Below are 17280 nucleotides of genomic sequence, written 5' to 3' on the forward strand. Positions count from 1 at the left end.
GCGTATGTGGTGGCATTTGCAGTTGATCACACTGATTCCTTCCGCCCACTGAAAACGCCCCCTCGCGCGAGGGGGCGCAGACACGACGGGCGGGGGCCGCAAGCTCACCCGGCCGGAGGAACGTTTCCCTCCGACGCGGCTCGCGTGACACCGGGTGACCTTGCTCCTCCCTCGGCCCAGGATTTAGGGTGAATGCGCTTTCACAAGCCTCGTGAACGAAGAAGAAGCAGAAGAAGCAGAAGAAGCGGACGGACGGTCGGTCGAGTGAGCGCCCCCACGGTGTACGACGTCGCCGAGCGGTCGGGCGTCTCCATTGCCACGGTCTCCCGGGTCTACCGGAACCCCGATTCCGTACGCGCGCAGACCCGCGAGAAGGTCATGGAGGCGGCCCGCGAGCTGGGGTACGTGCCGAGCGGCAGCGCCCGGGGCCTGGCCAGCCGGACCACGGGCGTGCTCGGGCTGTGCTTCCCCGACTTCGCGGACCAGGACGCCGAGACCGCCGCGGCGGCGAGCGACGCGGACGACGACCAGGCCGTGATGCTCTACTCCGACCAGATCATCCGGGGCATGGAACGGGCGGCCCGGCGGCACGGCTACGCCCTGCTGATCGCCGCCTCGCTGGACGGCGGGCCGGAGAGCCTGGTGGCGAAGGTCGCGGGGCGGGTCGACGGGTTCGCCGTACTGGCGCGGACCGTGCCGACCGAGGACCTGGAGGTGATATCGCGCCGGCTGCCCGTGGTGATGCTCGCCGGACCGCGCGAGATCGACCACCTGGATCACATCGTGGTGGCCAACACCGAGGGCGAGCGCGAACTGACCCGCCATCTGATCGAGGACCACGGGCTGCGCCGGCTGGCGTTCATCGGCGGCGAGGAGAATTCGCCCGACGCCCAGGCCCGGTTCCGGGGCTTCCAGGAGGCGTGCCGGGACGCGGGCCTTCCGGTGCCCTCCCGGCCGGAGCTGCGCGCCGGGATGATGACGCAGGCCGAGGGCGCGCTGGCGGCGGGCGCCCTGCTGGACCGGTCGGAGGGTACGGGGGTGGAGCGGCCGGAGGCGATGCTGTTCGCCAACGACCAGATGGCGGTCGGCGCGCTCCAGGCGCTGGAGCGGCGCGGGGTGCGGGTACCGGAGGACATCGCCGTGACCGGGTTCGACGGGATCCCGCTGAGCCGGATCGTCCGCCCGCCCCTGACGACCGTCCGGCAGCCGATCCGGCAGCTGGGCGAGCAGGCGGTGGAGCTGCTGGTGCAGCGCCTGGCGGACCCGGGCCGCGCCCCGGTCTCGCTGGAGCTGCCGGTCTCGGTGACGCGACGGGCCAGCTGCGGCTGCGGCTGACACGGCGGACGCGACCGCGCGAGCTGCGGGTGTGGGGGCGGCTGCGGCTCGGCGCCCCCGGCGCAGCGGTCAGACGCTGAGCGTCGGCGCCCCGGAACCCCTCGGCTTCGCAGCCGTCAAGCAGGCTTCAGCCGCTCCCCGAAGAACCGCGTCCGGTTCGCGTCCAGCTCCGCCGCCTCGGCCGTCATCCCCCGGTAAGCGAAGTGCCCCGCCGTCAGCACCTGGAGCTCCCGCTCGCCGGCCAGCGCGTTGTGCACGGCGAACTGCCCCGGCGGCGGCACGGACGGGTCGAACAGCGCGGCCGCGACCAGCGTGGGCAGCGTCAGCCGGGTCGCCGCCGTCGCCGCGTCGAAGTAGCCGAGGACATCCGTGACCTCGGGGTGTTCGCGGTGGTGCGCCCGGACCGCCTCCCCGCTGCCCGCGCAGGGCAGGGTCAGGCGCAGCGGGTGGTTGCCGAAGGTGGGGACCGTGAGCTGGGCCGCGCCGAAGCGCTCGTCCCAGGGCAGCGCGAGGGCCCCGAGCCCGCCGCCGAAGCTCTCGCCGAGATAGCCGAGGCGGGGCCCGCCCGGGAGGCCGGCCGGGGCCAGCTCGGGCACCAGCTCCGTCAGCGCGGAGGCGGCGCACCACAGGTCGGCCACGCAGTCGCCGATGACGTACGACTCGCGGGAGCCGATGCCGTGCAGGACGTGCTCGTCGGCCAGGTCCGGGATGCCCTCGACCCGGCCCCGCTCCCCCATGCCCCGTACGCACGGCAGGATTACGGCGGCCCCGGGCAGCGGCGCCGGAAGGTCCCGGCCGGGCCCCTGGCGCCCGCCGTAGCCGTGCCCGACGACGTATCCGTACCGCACGGGCCCCTCGGCGGGCAGGGCGAGCCAGCCGCCGAGCCGGACGCCGCCCACGGAGGTGTAGCTCACGCCGTGGATCTGCAGGCCGTCGCGCTCCTCCTCCACCGGGCCGAGGACCGGCCGCGGATCGACCGCGCGGGCTCGCGCGTACCGGCCCCGCCAGAACGCGTCGAAGTCGTCGGGAGCGGGCGGGGCGGGGATGTTCAGCAGGGCGTCCGGCGCGTCGTACCCGTAGGCCGGGTCGAACGGGAAGCCGTGGGGGAACGCGGCGGATGGAGCCATGCCGCGAGGGTAGACGCCGACCACGCCCGCCCGTGCGGGGGCCCACGCCCCCGCCGGACACGGACCCCCGCACGACGAATCGGTCACATCGCCTGTTGTTCCACAAACAGCGCGTTTACGGTTCAACAACAAGGCGCCGACGTGTCGAGCACGTTGCACGAGTGTGACCCAGCACCCTCTTGCGGATTCCCGAGCGGCTGGCGCAGAGTGATGTATGCGCTTACAGGCAGCGCATACATCGCGCAGCATCCGGATTGCTCAAGGAGGAGCCCTCCCATGTCCCGCATCGCCAGAACAGCTCCCGCCGGCATAGCGCTCGCGCTCGCCGTGACCCTTTCCGCCTGCGGCTCCTCCGGCGGCGACGTCGCGGCCGACGAGAAGCAGACGCTCACCGTGTGGGCCATGGGGGCCGAGGGCGAGAAGCTCGCGGACGTGGCCGAGGTCTACGAGAAGGCCAACCCGAACATCACGGTGAAGGTGACCCCGATCGGCTGGGACGTCGCCCACCAGAAGCTCGTCTCGGCAGCGGCGGCGGGCACACTGCCCGACGTCGCGCAGATGGGCGGCAGTTACCTGGGCGAGTTCTCCGAGCTCGGCGTGCTGGAGCCGGTGGACACCAAGACCTTCGACAAGAAGGACTTCTTCCCGGCGGGCTGGGAGCAGGGCGAGGTGGACGGCACCGCCTACGGCGTGCCGTGGTACGTCGACACCCGGGTCCTCTACTACCGCACGGACCTGGCCGAGAAGGCGGGCGTGAGCAAGGCTCCGGAGAACTGGAAGGAGCTCCAGGACCTGGCAGGCGCGTACCAGAAGAAGGCCGGTACGAAGTGGGGTCTCTCCATCCAGCCCAGCGGCCTGGACACCGTGCAGAACTTCTACTCCTTCCTGTACTCGGCGGGCGGCGAGATCGTCAATGACCGGGGCGAGGCCGTCATCGACAGCCCGGAGGCGGTCAAGGCGCTGAAGGAGTACGGCTCGTACTTCGACAAGGGCCTCTCCAACAAGTCCGTACAGCCCGGCTACGACGTGGTGAAGGACTTCGGCAACGGCCGGGTCCCGATGTTCTTCGGCGGCCCCTGGCACGTGACGCTCCTCAACGAGGGCCAGCCGCAGATCAAGGGCAAGTGGGCCATCGCGAACGTTCCGGCGGACGCCTCCTCCACCTCCATGGCGGGCGGCTCCTCCCTGGTCGTCTCCAAGGACAGCGAGCACAAGGCGGCGGCCACCGAGTTCATCAAGTACCTCACGGACACGAAGGGCCAGTCCGACTGGTACGAGCGGACGAAGGACCTGCCCGCCAACACCTCCGCGTGGGAGTCCGGGACGCTCGCCGACGACGCCGACCTGCAGACCTTCAAGAAGCAGATGGACACCGCCAAGTCCTCGCCGTCCCTGGCCAACTGGACCGAGATCACCGACAAGGTGGACCAGGCCATCGCCAAGGTGACGCAGGGCAAGGCTTCCGCCGAGGACGCGCTGAAGACGGCGCAGTCCGAGATCGAAGGCCTCGTGAAGCAGTAGCCATGAGCACCACGACCACCACGGCCGGGAAGGCCGAACAGCCCGGGAAGGCAGGGGGCTCCCCGTCCCCCGCCCCCACGGGCAGCCGAGGCCGCAAGCCGTCGATGGGCGTGCAGAACGCGGCGGGCTGGCTGTTCTCCACCCCGTTCCTCGTCCTGTTCACCGTCTTCATGGCGTTCCCGATCCTCGCCACGCTGGTGATGAGCTTCACGGACTTCGGGCTGCGGAACGTGACGCGCCCGTGGGAAGCGAACTTCATCGGGTTCGAGAACTACGTCAACCTCTTCGGCGACGAGAAGTTCCTCAAGTCCCTCTTCAACACGGGGTACTTCGTGGTCGTCGGCGTACCGCTGACGATCGGGATCGGGCTGGTCGTCGCCGTTCTGCTGAACAACGGCATCGACCGGGCGCGGACCTTCTTCCGGGTCGGCTTCTACGCTCCGGTGGTCACCACCATCGTCGCGGTCGCCGTCGTCTGGCGGTTCGTGCTCGATCCGAGCGACGGGCTGATCGCCGGCCTCTTCTCCGAAGTGGGCTGGACGGCGCCGGACTTCCTCGGCTCCGAGACGCTGGCGATGCCGTCGCTGATCGTGATGGCGGTCTGGCGGAACGTCGGCACGGTGATGGTGCTGTTCATCGCGGGCCTCCAGGCGATCCCCACCGAGGTGCGGGAAGCCGCGAAGCTCGACGGCGCGAGCGTCTGGCAGGAGTTCCGGGGCATCACGGTCCCGCTGCTGCGCCCGACGGTCCTCTACGCCACGGTGATCACGACGATCGGCTACCTCAACGTGTTCGAGGAGCCGTTCGTGATGACGCAGGGCGGCCCGTCCGACTCGACCCTCACGGTCTCGCTGAACATGTACCGCGAAGGGTTCAACTTCTTCCACATGGGCTACGCGAGCGCCATGGCGTACGTCCTCTTCGTGGTGATCATGGGCATCACGGTGCTCCAGCTCCGACTGCTGAAGGACAACACGAAATGAGCGCCACCAGCAGCCCCAACGCACCGGCCAAGACCCTGGACAAGCGGTCTCCCGGAAAGCGGAGCACCGCACGCCCCCTGGTCTACGTCCTGCTCTCGCTCGGCCTGCTGGTCATGTCGGCGCCCTTCCTCTGGATGGGGATCTCCGCCTTCAAGACGCAGAGCGAGCTGTCGGCCAGCCCGCCGGTGTGGATCCCCACCGAGTGGACCCTGGAGAACTTCCGGCAGCTGCTCGACAAGCTGGACCTGCCGCTGTACTTCATGAACTCGGTGATCGTGGCGGTCCTGGTGACCGTCTCGAACCTGGTCTTCTGCTCGATGCTCGGCTACGCCCTGGCCAAGCTGAGGTTCGCCGGCCGCAACAAGATCTTCGGTCTGGTGCTCGGCGCGCTGATGGTGCCCGGCAACCTGATGCTGCTGCCGCTGTTCGTGCTGATGAGCAAGCTCCAGCTGATCGACAGTTACGCGGGTCTGGTGCTGCCGTTCGCCGCCGGGGCGTTCGGGGTCTTCCTGATGCGGCAGTTCATGCAGTCGATCCCGGACGAGCTGCTGGAAGCGGCCCGGATGGACGGCGCGAGCGAGTGGTACATCTTCTGGCGGATCGTGATGCCGCTGGTGAAGCCCGCCCTCGCGACCCTGTCGATCTTCACGTTCCTGGGTTCCTGGAACAACTTCGTCTGGCCGCTGATCGCGACCAACGACCCCGACAAGTACACCCTTCCGGTCGCCCTGGCGACCTTCGCCACCGACCCCAACAAGGCCGGCGGCTCCAACGGAATGCTGATGGCCGGGGCCTTCCTGATCGTGCTGCCGGTGCTGATCGTCTTCATCGCGCTGCAGCGGCACTTCACGCAGGGCATCGCCACGGCGGGCATGAAGTAGCCCCCGGGCCGCCCGACTTCACCTATCGAGGCCGCACCCCACCCCGTGACCGAGCGCGGCCGCACCCCTCACCACCCACCAGAAAGACATGTCGCGATGACGAACACCCCTGCTCCCGTCCCGTTCCCCGAGGGCTTCCTCTGGGGCGCCTCGACGGCCGCCCACCAGATCGAGGGCAACAACACCGACAGCGACTGGTGGGTCAAGGAGCACGCCGCCGGCACCCACATCGCGGAGCCGAGCCTGGACGCCTGCGACAGCTACCACCGCTGGCCCGAGGACATGGACCTGCTGGCCTCGCTCGGCTTCACGGACTACCGCTTCTCCGTCGAGTGGGCCCGGATCGAGCCGGTCGAGGGCCACTTCTCGCGTGCCGAACTGGCCCACTACCGCCGCATGGTGGAAGGCGCGATCGCCCGCGGCCTGCGCCCGATGGTGACCCTGCACCACTTCACCGTCCCGCAGTGGTTCGAGGCGCGCGGCGGCTGGACGGCCGAGGGCGCGGTGGAGCTGTTCGCCCGGTACGTGGCGGCCTGCGCCCCGGTGATCTCCGAGGGCGTCGGCCACGTCTGCACGATCAACGAGCCGAACATGATCGCCGTGATGGCGGGCCAGGCCAAGCGCGGTGACAACAGCTTCCCGCCGGCCGGCCTGCCCACCCCCGACGACGAGACGACCGAGGCCGTCATCGCCGCCCACCACGCCGCCGTCAAGGAGGTCCGGGCCCTGGACGCGGGCATCCAGGTCGGCTGGACCATCGCCAACCAGGTCTACCAGGCCCTCCCCGGCGCGGAGGACGTCACCGCCGCCTACCGCCACCCGCGCGAGGACGTCTTCATCGAGGCGGCGCGCGGCGACGACTGGATCGGCGTGCAGTCCTACACCCGTACGCGGATCGGCCCCGAAGGACCGATCCCGGCGGCCGACGACGTCGAGCGGACGCTGACGACGTGGGAGTACTACCCGGGCGCGGTCGGCGAGGCGCTGCGCCACACGGCCGAGGTGGTGGGCGACGTCCCGCTGATCGTCACGGAGAACGGCATCGCCACCGCCGACGACAGCCGCCGCGTCGACTACTACGCGGGCGCGCTGAACGAGGTCGCCTCCGCACTGGCGGACGGCATCGACATCCGGGGCTACCTGGCGTGGAGCGCTCTGGACAACTACGAGTGGGGTACGTACAAGGCCACGTTCGGCCTGATCGCGATCGACTGGGAGACCTTCGAGCGCACCCCGCGCGACTCGGCGAAGTGGCTGGGCTCGCTCGGCCGCACCCGCGAACTGCCGCGCACAGCAGCGTAATTCCGGCGCTCCCGGATTCCGGGGGACGCCCCTGATACGGGGAGCCACCTGACGGCTCCCTCCGGCCCGGGAGCCGGCGGCCCCTGACGACCGCCGGCCCCCGAGCCGCCCGCGCAGAACCAGAACCACTCCCCCGCACCACCTGGCTTCACCCCGCACGACCGAGATCACGACTCATCCCCCTCCCCCTTCTGCCACAGGAGCCGGACCGATGGACCGTCGCACGTTTCTCACCGCCGCAGGGACCGGGGCCGCGGCCCTGTCGCTCGGAGCCGCAGCCTCCCCCGCGACAGCAGCAGCCCCCGCCGACCCGCGCCTCCTCAGGACCTGGTTCGTCGACACGTACCGCTCGATCGGGGCGATGACGACCGACTTCGGTCTGGTCACCGACAAGATCGGCATCGGCGGCCCCGGAGCCCCCGTCCAGTCGCAGCAGACCTCCCCGACCAACATCGGCTGCGGCCTGTGGTCGACGGTGGCCGCCGCGGGCCTCGGGGTGATCCGCGAGAGCACGATGATCCGCGCCCTGACCCGTACGGTCGCCGCCGTGGAGAAGCTGGAACGCCACCACGGCTTCTGGCTCAACTGGTATGACGCGCACGACGGTTCGGTGCTGACCGAGTGGCCGGGCACGGGGGATCCGGTCCGCCCGTTCCTGTCCTCCGTCGACAACGCCTGGCTGGTGACGGGCCTGCGGATAGCCGCCGACGCGGCCCCGACGCTCCGCCCCCGTATCCACCGCATCCTGGCCACGGCGGACTGGTCGTACTTCTACACGCCGTACGACCCGGCCGACCCGGTCGCGGGCCCCGGCCAACTGCGCGGCGGCGTCTGGACGGACACGGACGAGCCGACCCCGCACCACTACGGGGCGCTCAACACCGAGCCGCGCATGGCCAGTTACCTGGGCATCGCGGACGGCACGCTCCCCGGCGACCACTACTGGCACCTGCTGCGGACGATGCTGCCGGAGCACGAGCAGGAGCAGCAGCCTGGCGGCGGTTACGTCACGGTCGACGGCATACGCGTCTGGAACGGCCACTACACCCACCGCGACCGGAAGCTGATCCCCACCTGGGGCGGCTCGATGTTCGAGGCGCTGATGGTGCCGCTGTTCGTGCCGGAGCCGGAGTGGTCGCCGCGCGCCTGGGGCGTGACCCACCAGCGGTACGTACGCGGCCAGATCGACCACGGTCTGCGGGAGGCGCGGTACGGCTACTGGGGCTTCTCCCCCTCCAACGTCCCCGAGGACGGCTACCAGGAGTACGGGGTCGACGCGCTCGGCATGGCGGTCGACGGATACGCCTCCAACACCGACCGCACGCACACCACGGACGGCGAACCCCTGCCGCCGCCCTCCGCGTTCACCAACGGGGTCGTCACCCCGCACGCCTCCTTCCTGGCCCTGCCGTACGCGGGCCGGGAGGCGGTGGCCAACCTGCGGGCGCTGGAGCGGGACTTCGGCGCGTACGAGGACGGGCTCGGCTTCCGGGACTCGGTGAACGTGTCCACGGGCCGGGTCAGCGACTTCATGCTCGCCCTGGACCAGGGCATGATCGTCGCCGCACTCGCCCAGGAACTGCGCCCCGGGCTGCTCCAACGGCCGTTCCGCACGGGCGGTTTCCGGACCCGGGTGCGGCCGCTGCTGGCGAAGGAGCGGTTCTCGATCTGAGACCGACGCTACGGAGAGGTCTGATTCAAGCGCGCGGGAACGCTGAGGCAGCGTTCCCGCGCGCGAAGGCGAGGAGGGCCGGTGCGAGTGAACTCCCCCACTCCCCCCGCGGGTCAGTGACCCGTGTGCTCTTCGCGAGCCTTTCTCATGGCGCGGGTGCGGCCCACGATCTCGCCGGCGCCCTGCATGAGGATGGTGACGGCCACGACCGTGATCAGGCGCAGCCACCACGGAAAGCCGAAGAACTCCCCGCCCACAAAACCGGCGGCGACCGAAACGACGAACGTCAGCCAGCTGGGAAAGCCTTTCACTTCGTCTTTTCGTGACGGAGTTCTCACACCCGAATCAGCGCACACGTCAATTCCCCCCGCATTCTTCTACCCATGGATCTTCCCCTGAGCCGCGTGGCCGATGTGGTCAAGATCGGGTGCGGCGGATATCGACCCTAACTCGGCCTCGCCACCACCTCAAACGCTCCGGCCCCGGGCCGCCGGTGCCGCATGCTGATCCGGTCCCTCAGCCCGAACCGGCGACCAGTGCTTCGCCGAGCGGGGTGCGCCGGTAGAGCACCGACCGTCCGGACCGGGCGCGGACGAGCAGCCCCGCGCCTCGCAGGATGGCGAGGTGGTCTCCTACCGCGCCGGGTGCCATGGCGAGGCTTCGGGCGAGGTGGCTGTTGCTGGCCGGCGCGTCCAGCGCCAGCAGCAGGCGGGCTCGGGCCCGGCCGACCAGAGCGGTCAGCGCGTCCGGTTGGGGGGTGGTCTCCTGTTCGCCCCACAGGGCCGCGGTGCCGCGGGCGCGATAGATCAAGGTCCGGGGCCAGGGGTCTTCCGTGTGGGCGGCGATATTCCTGACGAAGACCGAAGGGATCAGCAGGAGCCCGTCGCCGGCGAGGCGGACGGTTCCGACTGGCTGGAAGTGGCCGATCTCGATGCCGCCGGCGTGCCAGGTGATGCTCGGGTGCAGGCTCTCGATGGTCGTGGCCCAGCCGTGTTCGCCGATCACTCCCACCCGGTGCACGACGTCGCGCTCACAGATCGCGCGCAGTTGCGGCCAGTCCGCGGCGAGCAGTTCGCGCCACGCCCGGTCCATCGCCTCGGCGATCCTGGAGACGGCGTCCGTCGAGTCCAGCACCGCGCGTACGCGGGGATCACGGGCGGACGGGCCGGTCGCGGTGGTGGCGCATTCGTGGCGGGCCGCTTCCAGCGGTGTGGCCCGGATCCTGGCCAGGTCGTCCGCCCAGGTCTGGTTGAGGCCGCGGGGCGGCGGGGCGATGAAGTTCGGTCCGCCCTGCGGGGTGAACAGGGCGAGGACGGCGTTCAGTTCGGTCTCGCGGCGAAGCCGTTCGAACGCCGGCAGGAGCCGGGTGGCCCAGGCTCGTGGCAGCGGCCTGTCCCGGCCGGTGAGCGAGCCCAGCAGGAAGCACAGGTCCATCGCGGGCGACAGCGCGAAGCGGCTGCGCAGCAGATCCTCGACGGAGACTTCGAAGCGCAGCACGCAGGCATGCTAGCGCGGGACGCCTGTTCGGATTCGTCCAGCGACGAATCATTGGTGGGTGAGGTGAGCGCGCGGCGAGGCTCCGCGTCATGACCCCAACCGCCGGGCCCGCGCAGGGCGACCACCGTGCCACCTACCGGGAGGTGCTCGCCGAGCCGCGATTCCGGCTGCTCTTCTCCACACGCGCCGTCGCGATCACCGCGGACGCGCTGCGGATCACCACGTTCTCGGTACTGGTCTTCTCGTCCACCGGCTCCGCGCTGCTGAGCGCGGTGGCCTTCGGCATCGGCTTCATTCCGCAGCTGTTCGGTTCGCTGTTGCTGGGCTCACTGGCCGACCGGCTGCCGCCCCGCGCGCTCATCACCGGCGGCTACGCCTTGACGTGCGCCACCGCCCTGCTGCTCGCCCTGGTGCGGATGCCGGTCGCGGCGAGTCTCGGTGTCGTGGCGCTGGTCTCTCTCGCCACCCCGCTGTTCCACGGCGCGTCGAGTCGGCTGGTCGCTCAGTCGCTGAAGGGCGACGCCTATGTACTGGGCCGTTCGCTGAACAACATCGCCGGCGCCGGCGCGCAATTGTTCGGTCTGGCGCTGGGAGGCGCGGCCGTAGCGGCGCTCGGCCCACGCCGGGCGCTCGCGGTCAGTGCCGTCCTCTACCTCGGCTGCGCTCTCGCTGTCCGTATCCGGCTCCCCCGGCTGCGGGCGGGGGAGTTCGGCGGCGCACCCGGCAGCGCGGGGGGCGACGGCGGGGCCGTCCGGGCAAGCCTGGAGGGTGCGGGCCTGCTGCTGCGCGGACGCACGGTACGACGACTGATGCTGGCCCAGTGGCTGCCCGTCGCGCTCGTAGCGGGCGCGGAAGGCCTCATCGTCGCCTACGCGGGAGAACGCCGATTCGCGCCCGGCTGGTACGCGGTGCTGATGGGTTGTCTTCCGGTCGGCATGCTGGTCGGTGACCTGCTGGTGGGTCGGCTGCTCCGGCCACGCACCCGGGAGCGACTGGTAGTTCCGCTGGTCGCGCTGGCGGGGCTGCCTCTGCTCGGCTTCGCTGCCGAGCCCGGGGTGGGCGTCTCGTCCGGTCTGCTCCTCCTCAGCGGCCTCGGATACGCCTACGGTCTCGGCCTGCAACGCCCGTTCCTGGACGCCCTGCCGCAGGACGGCCGGGGCCAGGCGTTCGGCCTGCTCGGCTCCGGCAGCATGACGCTGCAGGGCGTCGGACCGGTCTGCTTGGGCGCGGTGGCCGCAGCCATCGGAACAGGCGGCGCCATCGCCCTGGCAGGCGGCGCGGTGGCGCTCACCGCCGGCTGGATGCTCACCTGGCACCCCACCCCCCAGCCTCACCCCCACCACCGCTACCCCAACCCTGCACCCCATGAAAGGCTCATGCCTCATGATCGATGAATTCGCGAAGGACAACCTGCACGGCAGACTGCGGCGGGACCGCGAGGCGCTGGTCTGGAAACTCGACGGCTTGTCCGATTACGACGCCCGCCGGCCTTTGACCGCGACCGGGACCAACCTCCTCGGCCTGGTCAAACACGTGGCCAACGTCGAGGCCAGGTACTTCGGCGAGGTCTTCGACCGCCCTTCCCCGGAACCGCTGCCCCGGTGGCAGGACTCCGACGGCAGCGATCAGTGGGCGGCCGAGGACGAGACCCGCGAGCAGATCATCGAGTTCTACCGGCGCACGTGGGAACACTCGGACGCGACGATCGACGCGCTTCCCCTCGACGCCCCCGGCCACGTGCCGTGGTGGCCGGAGCCTTTTACCCACACGAACCTGTTCGCCGTCCTGGTCCATGTCCTCGGCGAGTCCATCCGGCATACCGGGCACGCCGACATCCTGCGCGAGGGCATCGACGGCCGGACCGGGCTGCGCCCCGAACACGAGAAGCCGATCGACCAGGAAGCCCGCGCGGCCTACCGCGCGAAGATCGAGCAGGCCGCCAGGTCGTCCGTCGGGCACCCACGCACACCTTGACGCGTCCGGCGCGGAGCAGTCGCACGACCGGCCGACACGTCCTACAGGGGGTCCTGCCCTCCCTCCTGGGGGAAGAGACGCGGGTGCTCCGCCGCGAGAACCGCGTCCACCGCCGCGAGGGTGGGATCCATGACGTTCCAGTCGTGCGCGGAGGGGTGACCGGCGAACAGCCCGCACGCGTCCTCGCCCCGGGCGTCGGGCACACCGCACCACGGCAGCGCAACGAGCCCGGCCGCACCGCAACCGTTCCAACGAACCCAGACCGCCTCCTTGTTGACGTCCTCGTCCCAGAGCAGCGCGGTGTGTAATCCGTCGTGATCCTCACCGAGTTCGCAGAGCACATGTCCGGCTTCCGGCGGCGCCCCGGGGCCTGCCAGTCGGACCACGAATTCCGGGGGCGGCAGCAGGGCCACGGCCGTGCAGGGGGCGCAGGGGGCGCAGGGGTTCATGAGGGGCAGGACCTCCGGTCGCCGTCAGGGCGCGTCGGTGTCGGGGGCGTCGGTGTCGGGCGCGTCGTCCTCGGTCACGAGCCGCTGGACTTCGCTGTGGACGTGTGCGGCGATGAGGTCGCCGAGCGGGTCGGTCACGGAGAAGGAGTGCGGGCCGGGGTGGTGGTCGAAGAACGCACACGTGGTGACCGTGCGGGTCGCCAGCTCGCGGAGCACGGCGGGGCACAGGCGCAGCGTGTCGAGCCGGTGGACGCGGTGGGCCCCGGTCCCCGACCAGAGGAACCACAGGTCCTGGTCGTCCGGGGTGTCCGCCGTCCACAGGTGCGCGGCGTGCTCGGCCGTATCGTCGTGGCCACCCAGCTCGCACAGGACGAAGTCCTCCGCCGCCACGACATCGGGCGGATGCGCGGGCCCGCCCTCCATCGTCGCGAGCGCCAGCAACGCTTCGGGGTAAGGGACTTGGGTCACGGCGGTGCATTGCAGCACGCGGTCAGGCCCCTTCCGTACGGGGCGGGGACGGGTGGCTCGCCGAGGCTGCCGCCGTCCACCCCCACAGATCCACGGGCCACGCGCCGAGGGTGACGCGCAGCCCCACGAAGGGGTCGACCACGGTGAGCAGGGCGGGAAGCCCGGATTCCAGCGCGCTCAGGGCGTGGTCCTGGCTGCCGTGGTCGCCGGCCCACGCCCGGAGCGCTTCGGGGGCGTCGGAGCCGTGGAAGGTGACCGGCCGGATGTCTCTGGCCCCGAGCCACGGGGCGGGCGGGGGCAGGCTGTGCCCGTGCGCATCCGCCAGCCGCAGGGCCTGCCGCCGAAGCCAACGGAGTACGAGCCGGCGGTTCGGCAGAGCGACTCCGCCGAGCCGGAGGGCCTCGCCGCCGACCTTGGCCGTGACGGCCGCGACGTAATCCAGATTCCTCACGCGACGCACTCCCGCCCGCCGCCGACCGGCGCGGCCGCCCTCACAGCACTTCTCCCCGGCTGCGCGCGTTGAGCCGTGCGGTACGGGCCCGAAGCTGCTCCATGAGCAACGCGGGCCGTACGTAACGGGGTTCGACTTCCCACTCGCGCCCGCCGCCGACCGGCCGGAGGGACCAGTACGGGCCGGCGACGCCCTGGAACTCCCCCACGCGGTCACCGCGACTGGTGTCCGCGAGCAGGGTCCCGGGGGCCGGGGCATGTGGGGGCCGCTCCGTATTCGGGCTGACGTTCTCGCCGTACACCGTTCGCTCCTCTCTGTAGCCGTACGACTACCGGGGCGACTCAGAGTGGCCTAGCGTGGATACGTCTTCAACGTTTCGGATCTGGGGGATACGTTGGTCAACCGCAAAGAAGTGAACCCTGACGGGGGCCCGGAGGCTGCCTACGGAGCACGTCTCCGTAGGGAGCGCGAAGCGCGGGGCTGGAAGCAGGACGATCTCGGCGCGCACATCGGTTACACGGGGCGGCACGTTTCCGGCGTGGAATTGTGCCACAAGTCCCCAACTCGCAAGTTCTCGATCGCCGTTGACGTGGCGATGAGCTATACGGGAACCGCTGATTCGTTCGAGCGCGAGTGGCGCAAGATCAAGCACGGGGTGCTGTTGCAGGGCTTCCCGGAGTACGTGGCGCTGGAGGGCCGGGCGGCGGAGATCCGGCTGTTCGAGGTGGGCGTCATCCCGGGGCTGTTGCAGACCCGGGAGTACGCGGAGGCGCTGGCGCGCGGGGCGGTCGACCGGGGCGTCATCACCCCCGAACAGGCCGATCAGCGCGTCTCGTTACTCATGGAACGCCAAGGCGCGCTGTTACGCACCGTGCCGCCGATGCTGATCGCGGTGCTGGACGAGAGCTGCATCCGCCGACCGATCGGCAGCCCTGCCGTGATGGACGCGCAGTTGCAGTATCTGGTCGACTTCGCCACGCAGTCCCACACCATGCTGCAGATCGCCCCGTTCAGCGTCGGTGAGCAGCGGCCCTTCAATCGGGCGGTGAACCTGCTGACGCTCCAGGACCGGTCCGCGGTCTCCTACGTCGAGTCCGAGACGCAGGGCCATCTCGACCGTGAACTCAGCTCGGTCATCCCGATGGTGAGGTCCTACCATCAGTTGCAGGCCGTGTCTCTGTCGCAGACAGATACCGTGGACATGATCCACCAGCATCGAAAGGGCACCCCGTGACGACCGAATCCACGACCCCGCAGTGGGTCAAGTCCTCCTACAGCGACAACGGCGGCACCTGCGTCGAGTGGGCCCCGCGCACCGCGACCACCACCGGCATCGTCCCCGTACGCGACTCGAAGAACCCGGGCGGCCCGGCCCTCAGCGTCCCGGCCACCGCGTTCGCCGCGTTCGTTGCGGGCGTCCGGGCCGGAGACTTCGACACCGTCTGACCCGACGCCGCAGCTCCAGCCCCGCCCCACCGTGCCCCGCGCGGTGGGGCGTCCCGCTGCCCGAGGACTGCCGCCGCCACTGGACCGACGCTTACCCCCTGCGCAACCCAGCAGAGGATGCCCTGACCCTGACGGCGGGCGCTGCTGACAAGCGCCGCCAGGTCATTCACGATCGCGCCACTTGGCAGCATGTTGACATGACCTTGACACCCATGGAGCCCGCGCCGGAGGCTCTGAGTCCCCAAGGGACAGCCTGACGACTATGAGGTGCAAGCCCATGCGATCACGCTCCATCGGATTCCTCCTCTCGGCCCTCGCGGGCGCGGCCCTCGCGTTCGGCGGTACCGCCACCGCCTCCGCGACGCCGCCCCCGGCCCCCGATTCCGTACCGTCCGGCAACGTCGGTACGGCCGACGCCTGTTACACCTGGAGCGGCACGCTCCAGGAGGGTTCCAGCGGTGAAGCGGTGCGTCAGCTCCAGATCCGGGTCGCCGGCTATCCGGGCACCGGCAACCAGATCGCCATCGACGGAGCGTTCGGCCCGGCCACGAAGGCGGCCGTGCAGCGCTTCCAGGCCGCGTACGGACTGGCCGCCGACGGCATCGCCGGAGCCCAGACGTTCAACAAGATCTACCAACTGCAGGACAACGACTGCACCCCGGTCAACTTCACCTACGCCGAGCTGAACCGCTGCAACTCCGACTGGTCCGGGGGCAAGGTCAACGCCGCCACCGCACGCGCCAACGCCCTGGTGACCATGTGGAAGCTCCAGGCCATGCGGCACGCGATGGGAGACCGGCCCATCACCGTCAACGGCGGCTTCCGCAGCGTGTCCTGCAACAGCGCGGTCGGCGGCGCCGCCAACAGCCGCCACATGTACGGGCACGCGGCCGACCTCGGCGCCGGGCCCCAGGGCTTCTGCGCCCTCGCCCAGGCCGCGCGCAACCACGGCTTCACCGAGATCCTCGGCCCGGGCTACCCGGGCCACAACGACCACACCCACGTCGCCGGGGGCAGCGGCCGCTTCTGGTCCGCGCCCAGCTGCGGCATATGAGACCCGAGGGGCCTCTCCCGCTTCTCCGGCCGACGGGCCCGAGCCGCGCGGGAGAGGCCCCTCGCCGGTGCGCCGCGCACCGGTCCGCCGGGCCGCCCCCTACCCGCCCATCCCCACGGCCACCGCCAGCGCCGCCAGCAGCACGCACAGGGCCGCGTTGACGAGGCGGTGTTCCCAGAAGACGGCGACGAACTCCCGCAGGGTGGCGCTCGGCCAGAAGTACGCGGCGGTGGGGGAACCGACCACCTGGCCGCGTACCCCCTCCCGGCGGGCGGTCATCGCCGCGCGGAACGCGTGGAAGTTGTTGGTCACCACGACGCAGACGTCACCCGCGTCGGACGCCTCCATCATCCGCCGGCTGAAGCGCAGGTTCTCGGCCGTCGTGCGGGACCGCGCCTCTTCGCGTACGAGGGCCGGGTCCGCGCCTTCGCCCACCAGCCAGCGACCCATCGCCCGAGCCTCCGGGACCTTCTCGTCCGGCCCCTGCCCGCCGGAGACCAGCAGCACGGGGGCCGCGCCGCCCCGCGCCACCTGCTGCTGGTGAATGCGCAGGCCGGCCCGCAGACGCGAGGCGAGCAGCGGGGGCACCCGTTCGCCGCCGATGAGGCCCGAGCCGAGCATCACCACGTAGTCCACGTCCCCGCGCACGCGGATGCGGCCGTACAGGAAGGCGTAGGCGAGGAAGCAGAGGAAGAGGAAGGAGACATAGCCGGTGATCAGCACGACGGCCAGGATGAAGGACCGGTACGCGTTCGAGCCGCCGAAGTAGTCGGCGGTGGCCACGAGCGCCAGGACGGCGAAGATCGCCAGACCCGCGAGACCCGACAGGAGGTTGGCGGGGCTGCGCCCTTCCTTGCGGATCATGGTGAGGCCGTTGACGACGAGGAAGCCGCCGAGCACCACGGTCGCGAGGACGGGGACGAGGAAGACCAGGGAATACACGACCACGGCCAGGTTGGCCGGCAGCCGGTCCACCTTGGTCAGCAGAGCGAACGACAGGCTCAGCACGGTCAGGCCGAGCAGGACCGCGTTGCGGAACTGGCGCCTGTCCTGCCGCACGCCCCAGCAGAACCAGAGCAGAAAGCCTGCCGTCGGAACGAATGCGAGCATCGAGAACCTC

Annotated in this window: 19 protein-coding genes; 11 read left to right on the top strand and 8 right to left on the bottom strand. The window is 70.7% G+C overall.

Annotated elements, in window-relative coordinates:
• Positions 1-264 precede the first annotated feature (264 nt).
• Complete coding sequence (locus ACIQPT_RS33810; protein WP_401161631.1) at positions 265-1335, top strand: LacI family DNA-binding transcriptional regulator; 1071 nt, start codon at positions 265-267, stop codon at positions 1333-1335.
• 116 nt (positions 1336-1451) lie between these two features.
• Here the strand turns inward: ACIQPT_RS33810 and ACIQPT_RS33815 are convergent, their stop codons facing one another.
• Entirely contained in the window at positions 1452-2462 is a 1011-nt protein-coding gene (locus tag ACIQPT_RS33815) for an acetylxylan esterase (RefSeq protein ID WP_401161633.1), read from the bottom strand.
• 276 nt (positions 2463-2738) lie between these two features.
• On the opposite strand from ACIQPT_RS33815, the gene ACIQPT_RS33820 reads away from it, so the two are divergent.
• The 5 genes from ACIQPT_RS33820 (at position 2739) to ACIQPT_RS33840 (ending at position 8821) form a co-directional block, all read left to right on the top strand.
• Positions 2739-3983, top strand: a complete 1245-nt coding sequence (locus ACIQPT_RS33820) for a sugar ABC transporter substrate-binding protein (RefSeq protein ID WP_401161634.1) — start codon at positions 2739-2741, stop codon at positions 3981-3983.
• 2 nt (positions 3984-3985) lie between these two features.
• Complete coding sequence (locus ACIQPT_RS33825; protein ID WP_401161636.1) at positions 3986-4966, top strand: carbohydrate ABC transporter permease; 981 nt, start codon at positions 3986-3988, stop codon at positions 4964-4966.
• On the top strand, positions 4963-5847 hold the full coding sequence (locus tag ACIQPT_RS33830; RefSeq protein WP_401161638.1) for a carbohydrate ABC transporter permease: 885 nt from the start codon (positions 4963-4965) through the stop codon (positions 5845-5847). Before ACIQPT_RS33825 ends, ACIQPT_RS33830 begins: the two co-directional genes overlap by 4 nt.
• Positions 5848-5943: 96 nt before the next feature.
• Positions 5944-7149 (top strand): glycoside hydrolase family 1 protein, encoded by a 1206-nt coding sequence (locus tag ACIQPT_RS33835; RefSeq protein ID WP_401161640.1) that lies wholly within the window; start codon positions 5944-5946, stop codon positions 7147-7149.
• A 211-nt stretch (positions 7150-7360) separates the two neighbouring features.
• On the top strand, positions 7361-8821 hold the full coding sequence (locus tag ACIQPT_RS33840) for a glucoamylase family protein (RefSeq protein WP_401161641.1): 1461 nt from the start codon (positions 7361-7363) through the stop codon (positions 8819-8821).
• Between the two features lie 113 nt (positions 8822-8934).
• On the opposite strand, the gene ACIQPT_RS33845 is transcribed toward ACIQPT_RS33840, so the two are convergent.
• Complete coding sequence (locus tag ACIQPT_RS33845) at positions 8935-9132, bottom strand: hypothetical protein (protein WP_401161642.1); 198 nt, start codon at positions 9130-9132, stop codon at positions 8935-8937.
• Positions 9133-9337: 205 nt separating this feature from the next.
• Complete coding sequence (locus tag ACIQPT_RS33850) at positions 9338-10318, bottom strand: winged helix-turn-helix domain-containing protein (RefSeq protein WP_401161644.1); 981 nt, start codon at positions 10316-10318, stop codon at positions 9338-9340.
• Between the two features lie 89 nt (positions 10319-10407).
• On the opposite strand from ACIQPT_RS33850, the gene ACIQPT_RS33855 reads away from it, so the two are divergent.
• Together ACIQPT_RS33855 and ACIQPT_RS33860 are read left to right on the top strand one after the other, a co-directional pair.
• Positions 10408-11712, top strand: a complete 1305-nt coding sequence (locus ACIQPT_RS33855) for an MFS transporter (protein WP_401161646.1) — start codon at positions 10408-10410, stop codon at positions 11710-11712.
• Positions 11702-12292, top strand: a complete 591-nt coding sequence (locus ACIQPT_RS33860; RefSeq protein WP_401161648.1) for a DinB family protein — start codon at positions 11702-11704, stop codon at positions 12290-12292. The genes ACIQPT_RS33855 and ACIQPT_RS33860 overlap by 11 nt, the downstream gene beginning before the upstream one ends.
• A 41-nt stretch (positions 12293-12333) precedes the next feature.
• Here ACIQPT_RS33860 and ACIQPT_RS33865 read toward each other — a convergent pair whose 3' ends face one another.
• The 4 genes from ACIQPT_RS33865 to ACIQPT_RS33880 are packed head-to-tail and all read right to left on the bottom strand — an operon-like array spanning position 12334 to position 13961.
• Positions 12334-12741 (bottom strand): hypothetical protein, encoded by a 408-nt coding sequence (locus ACIQPT_RS33865; RefSeq protein ID WP_401161650.1) that lies wholly within the window; start codon positions 12739-12741, stop codon positions 12334-12336.
• Between the two features lie 24 nt (positions 12742-12765).
• On the bottom strand, positions 12766-13227 hold the full coding sequence (locus ACIQPT_RS33870; protein ID WP_401161651.1) for a hypothetical protein: 462 nt from the start codon (positions 13225-13227) through the stop codon (positions 12766-12768).
• A 4-nt stretch (positions 13228-13231) separates the two neighbouring features.
• Positions 13232-13660, bottom strand: a complete 429-nt coding sequence (locus ACIQPT_RS33875) for a hypothetical protein (RefSeq protein ID WP_401161653.1) — start codon at positions 13658-13660, stop codon at positions 13232-13234.
• Between the two features lie 40 nt (positions 13661-13700).
• Positions 13701-13961, bottom strand: coding sequence for a hypothetical protein (locus ACIQPT_RS33880; RefSeq protein ID WP_401161655.1), 261 nt, complete (start codon positions 13959-13961; stop codon positions 13701-13703).
• Positions 13962-14054: 93 nt separating this feature from the next.
• Here ACIQPT_RS33880 and ACIQPT_RS33885 point away from each other — a divergent pair, with 93 nt between their 5' ends.
• The 3 genes from ACIQPT_RS33885 (at position 14055) to ACIQPT_RS33895 (ending at position 16160) form a co-directional block, all read left to right on the top strand.
• Positions 14055-14894, top strand: coding sequence for a DUF5753 domain-containing protein (locus tag ACIQPT_RS33885; protein WP_401161656.1), 840 nt, complete (start codon positions 14055-14057; stop codon positions 14892-14894).
• A complete protein-coding gene (locus ACIQPT_RS33890; protein WP_401161658.1) occupies positions 14891-15106 on the top strand; it encodes a DUF397 domain-containing protein in 216 nt (71 codons plus the stop codon). Before ACIQPT_RS33885 ends, ACIQPT_RS33890 begins: the two co-directional genes overlap by 4 nt.
• A gap of 277 nt (positions 15107-15383) precedes the next feature.
• A complete protein-coding gene (locus ACIQPT_RS33895) occupies positions 15384-16160 on the top strand; it encodes a D-Ala-D-Ala carboxypeptidase family metallohydrolase (protein ID WP_401161660.1) in 777 nt (258 codons plus the stop codon).
• A gap of 99 nt (positions 16161-16259) precedes the next feature.
• On the opposite strand, the gene ACIQPT_RS33900 is transcribed toward ACIQPT_RS33895, so the two are convergent.
• Positions 16260-17270 carry a YdcF family protein gene (locus ACIQPT_RS33900; RefSeq protein WP_401161661.1) on the bottom strand — a complete coding sequence of 337 codons (1011 nt, stop codon included), beginning with the start codon at positions 17268-17270 and terminating at the stop codon, positions 16260-16262.
• Between the last annotated feature and the right edge of the window lie 10 nt (positions 17271-17280).

This window comes from Streptomyces sp. NPDC091289 (assembly GCF_044757365.1).
Lineage (GTDB): Bacteria > Actinomycetota > Actinomycetes > Streptomycetales > Streptomycetaceae > Streptomyces.

Bases quoted from the DNA above. Each gene is read 5' to 3' on its own strand.
- ACIQPT_RS33895 (WP_401161660.1), top strand. From the start codon at position 15,384: ATGCGATCACGCTCCATCGGATTCCTCCTCTCGGCCCTCGCGGGCGCG.
- ACIQPT_RS33820 (WP_401161634.1), top strand. From the start codon at position 2,739: ATGTCCCGCATCGCCAGAACAGCTCCCGCCGGCATAGCGCTCGCGCTC.
- ACIQPT_RS33855 (WP_401161646.1), top strand. From the start codon at position 10,408: ATGACCCCAACCGCCGGGCCCGCGCAGGGCGACCACCGTGCCACCTAC.
- ACIQPT_RS33840 (WP_401161641.1), top strand. From the start codon at position 7,361: ATGGACCGTCGCACGTTTCTCACCGCCGCAGGGACCGGGGCCGCGGCC.
- ACIQPT_RS33835 (WP_401161640.1), top strand. From the start codon at position 5,944: ATGACGAACACCCCTGCTCCCGTCCCGTTCCCCGAGGGCTTCCTCTGG.
- ACIQPT_RS33900 (WP_401161661.1), bottom strand. From the start codon at position 17,270: ATGCTCGCATTCGTTCCGACGGCAGGCTTTCTGCTCTGGTTCTGCTGG.
- ACIQPT_RS33825 (WP_401161636.1), top strand. From the start codon at position 3,986: ATGAGCACCACGACCACCACGGCCGGGAAGGCCGAACAGCCCGGGAAG.
- ACIQPT_RS33865 (WP_401161650.1), bottom strand. From the start codon at position 12,741: ATGAACCCCTGCGCCCCCTGCGCCCCCTGCACGGCCGTGGCCCTGCTG.
- ACIQPT_RS33860 (WP_401161648.1), top strand. From the start codon at position 11,702: ATGATCGATGAATTCGCGAAGGACAACCTGCACGGCAGACTGCGGCGG.
- ACIQPT_RS33830 (WP_401161638.1), top strand. From the start codon at position 4,963: ATGAGCGCCACCAGCAGCCCCAACGCACCGGCCAAGACCCTGGACAAG.
- ACIQPT_RS33815 (WP_401161633.1), bottom strand. From the start codon at position 2,462: ATGGCTCCATCCGCCGCGTTCCCCCACGGCTTCCCGTTCGACCCGGCC.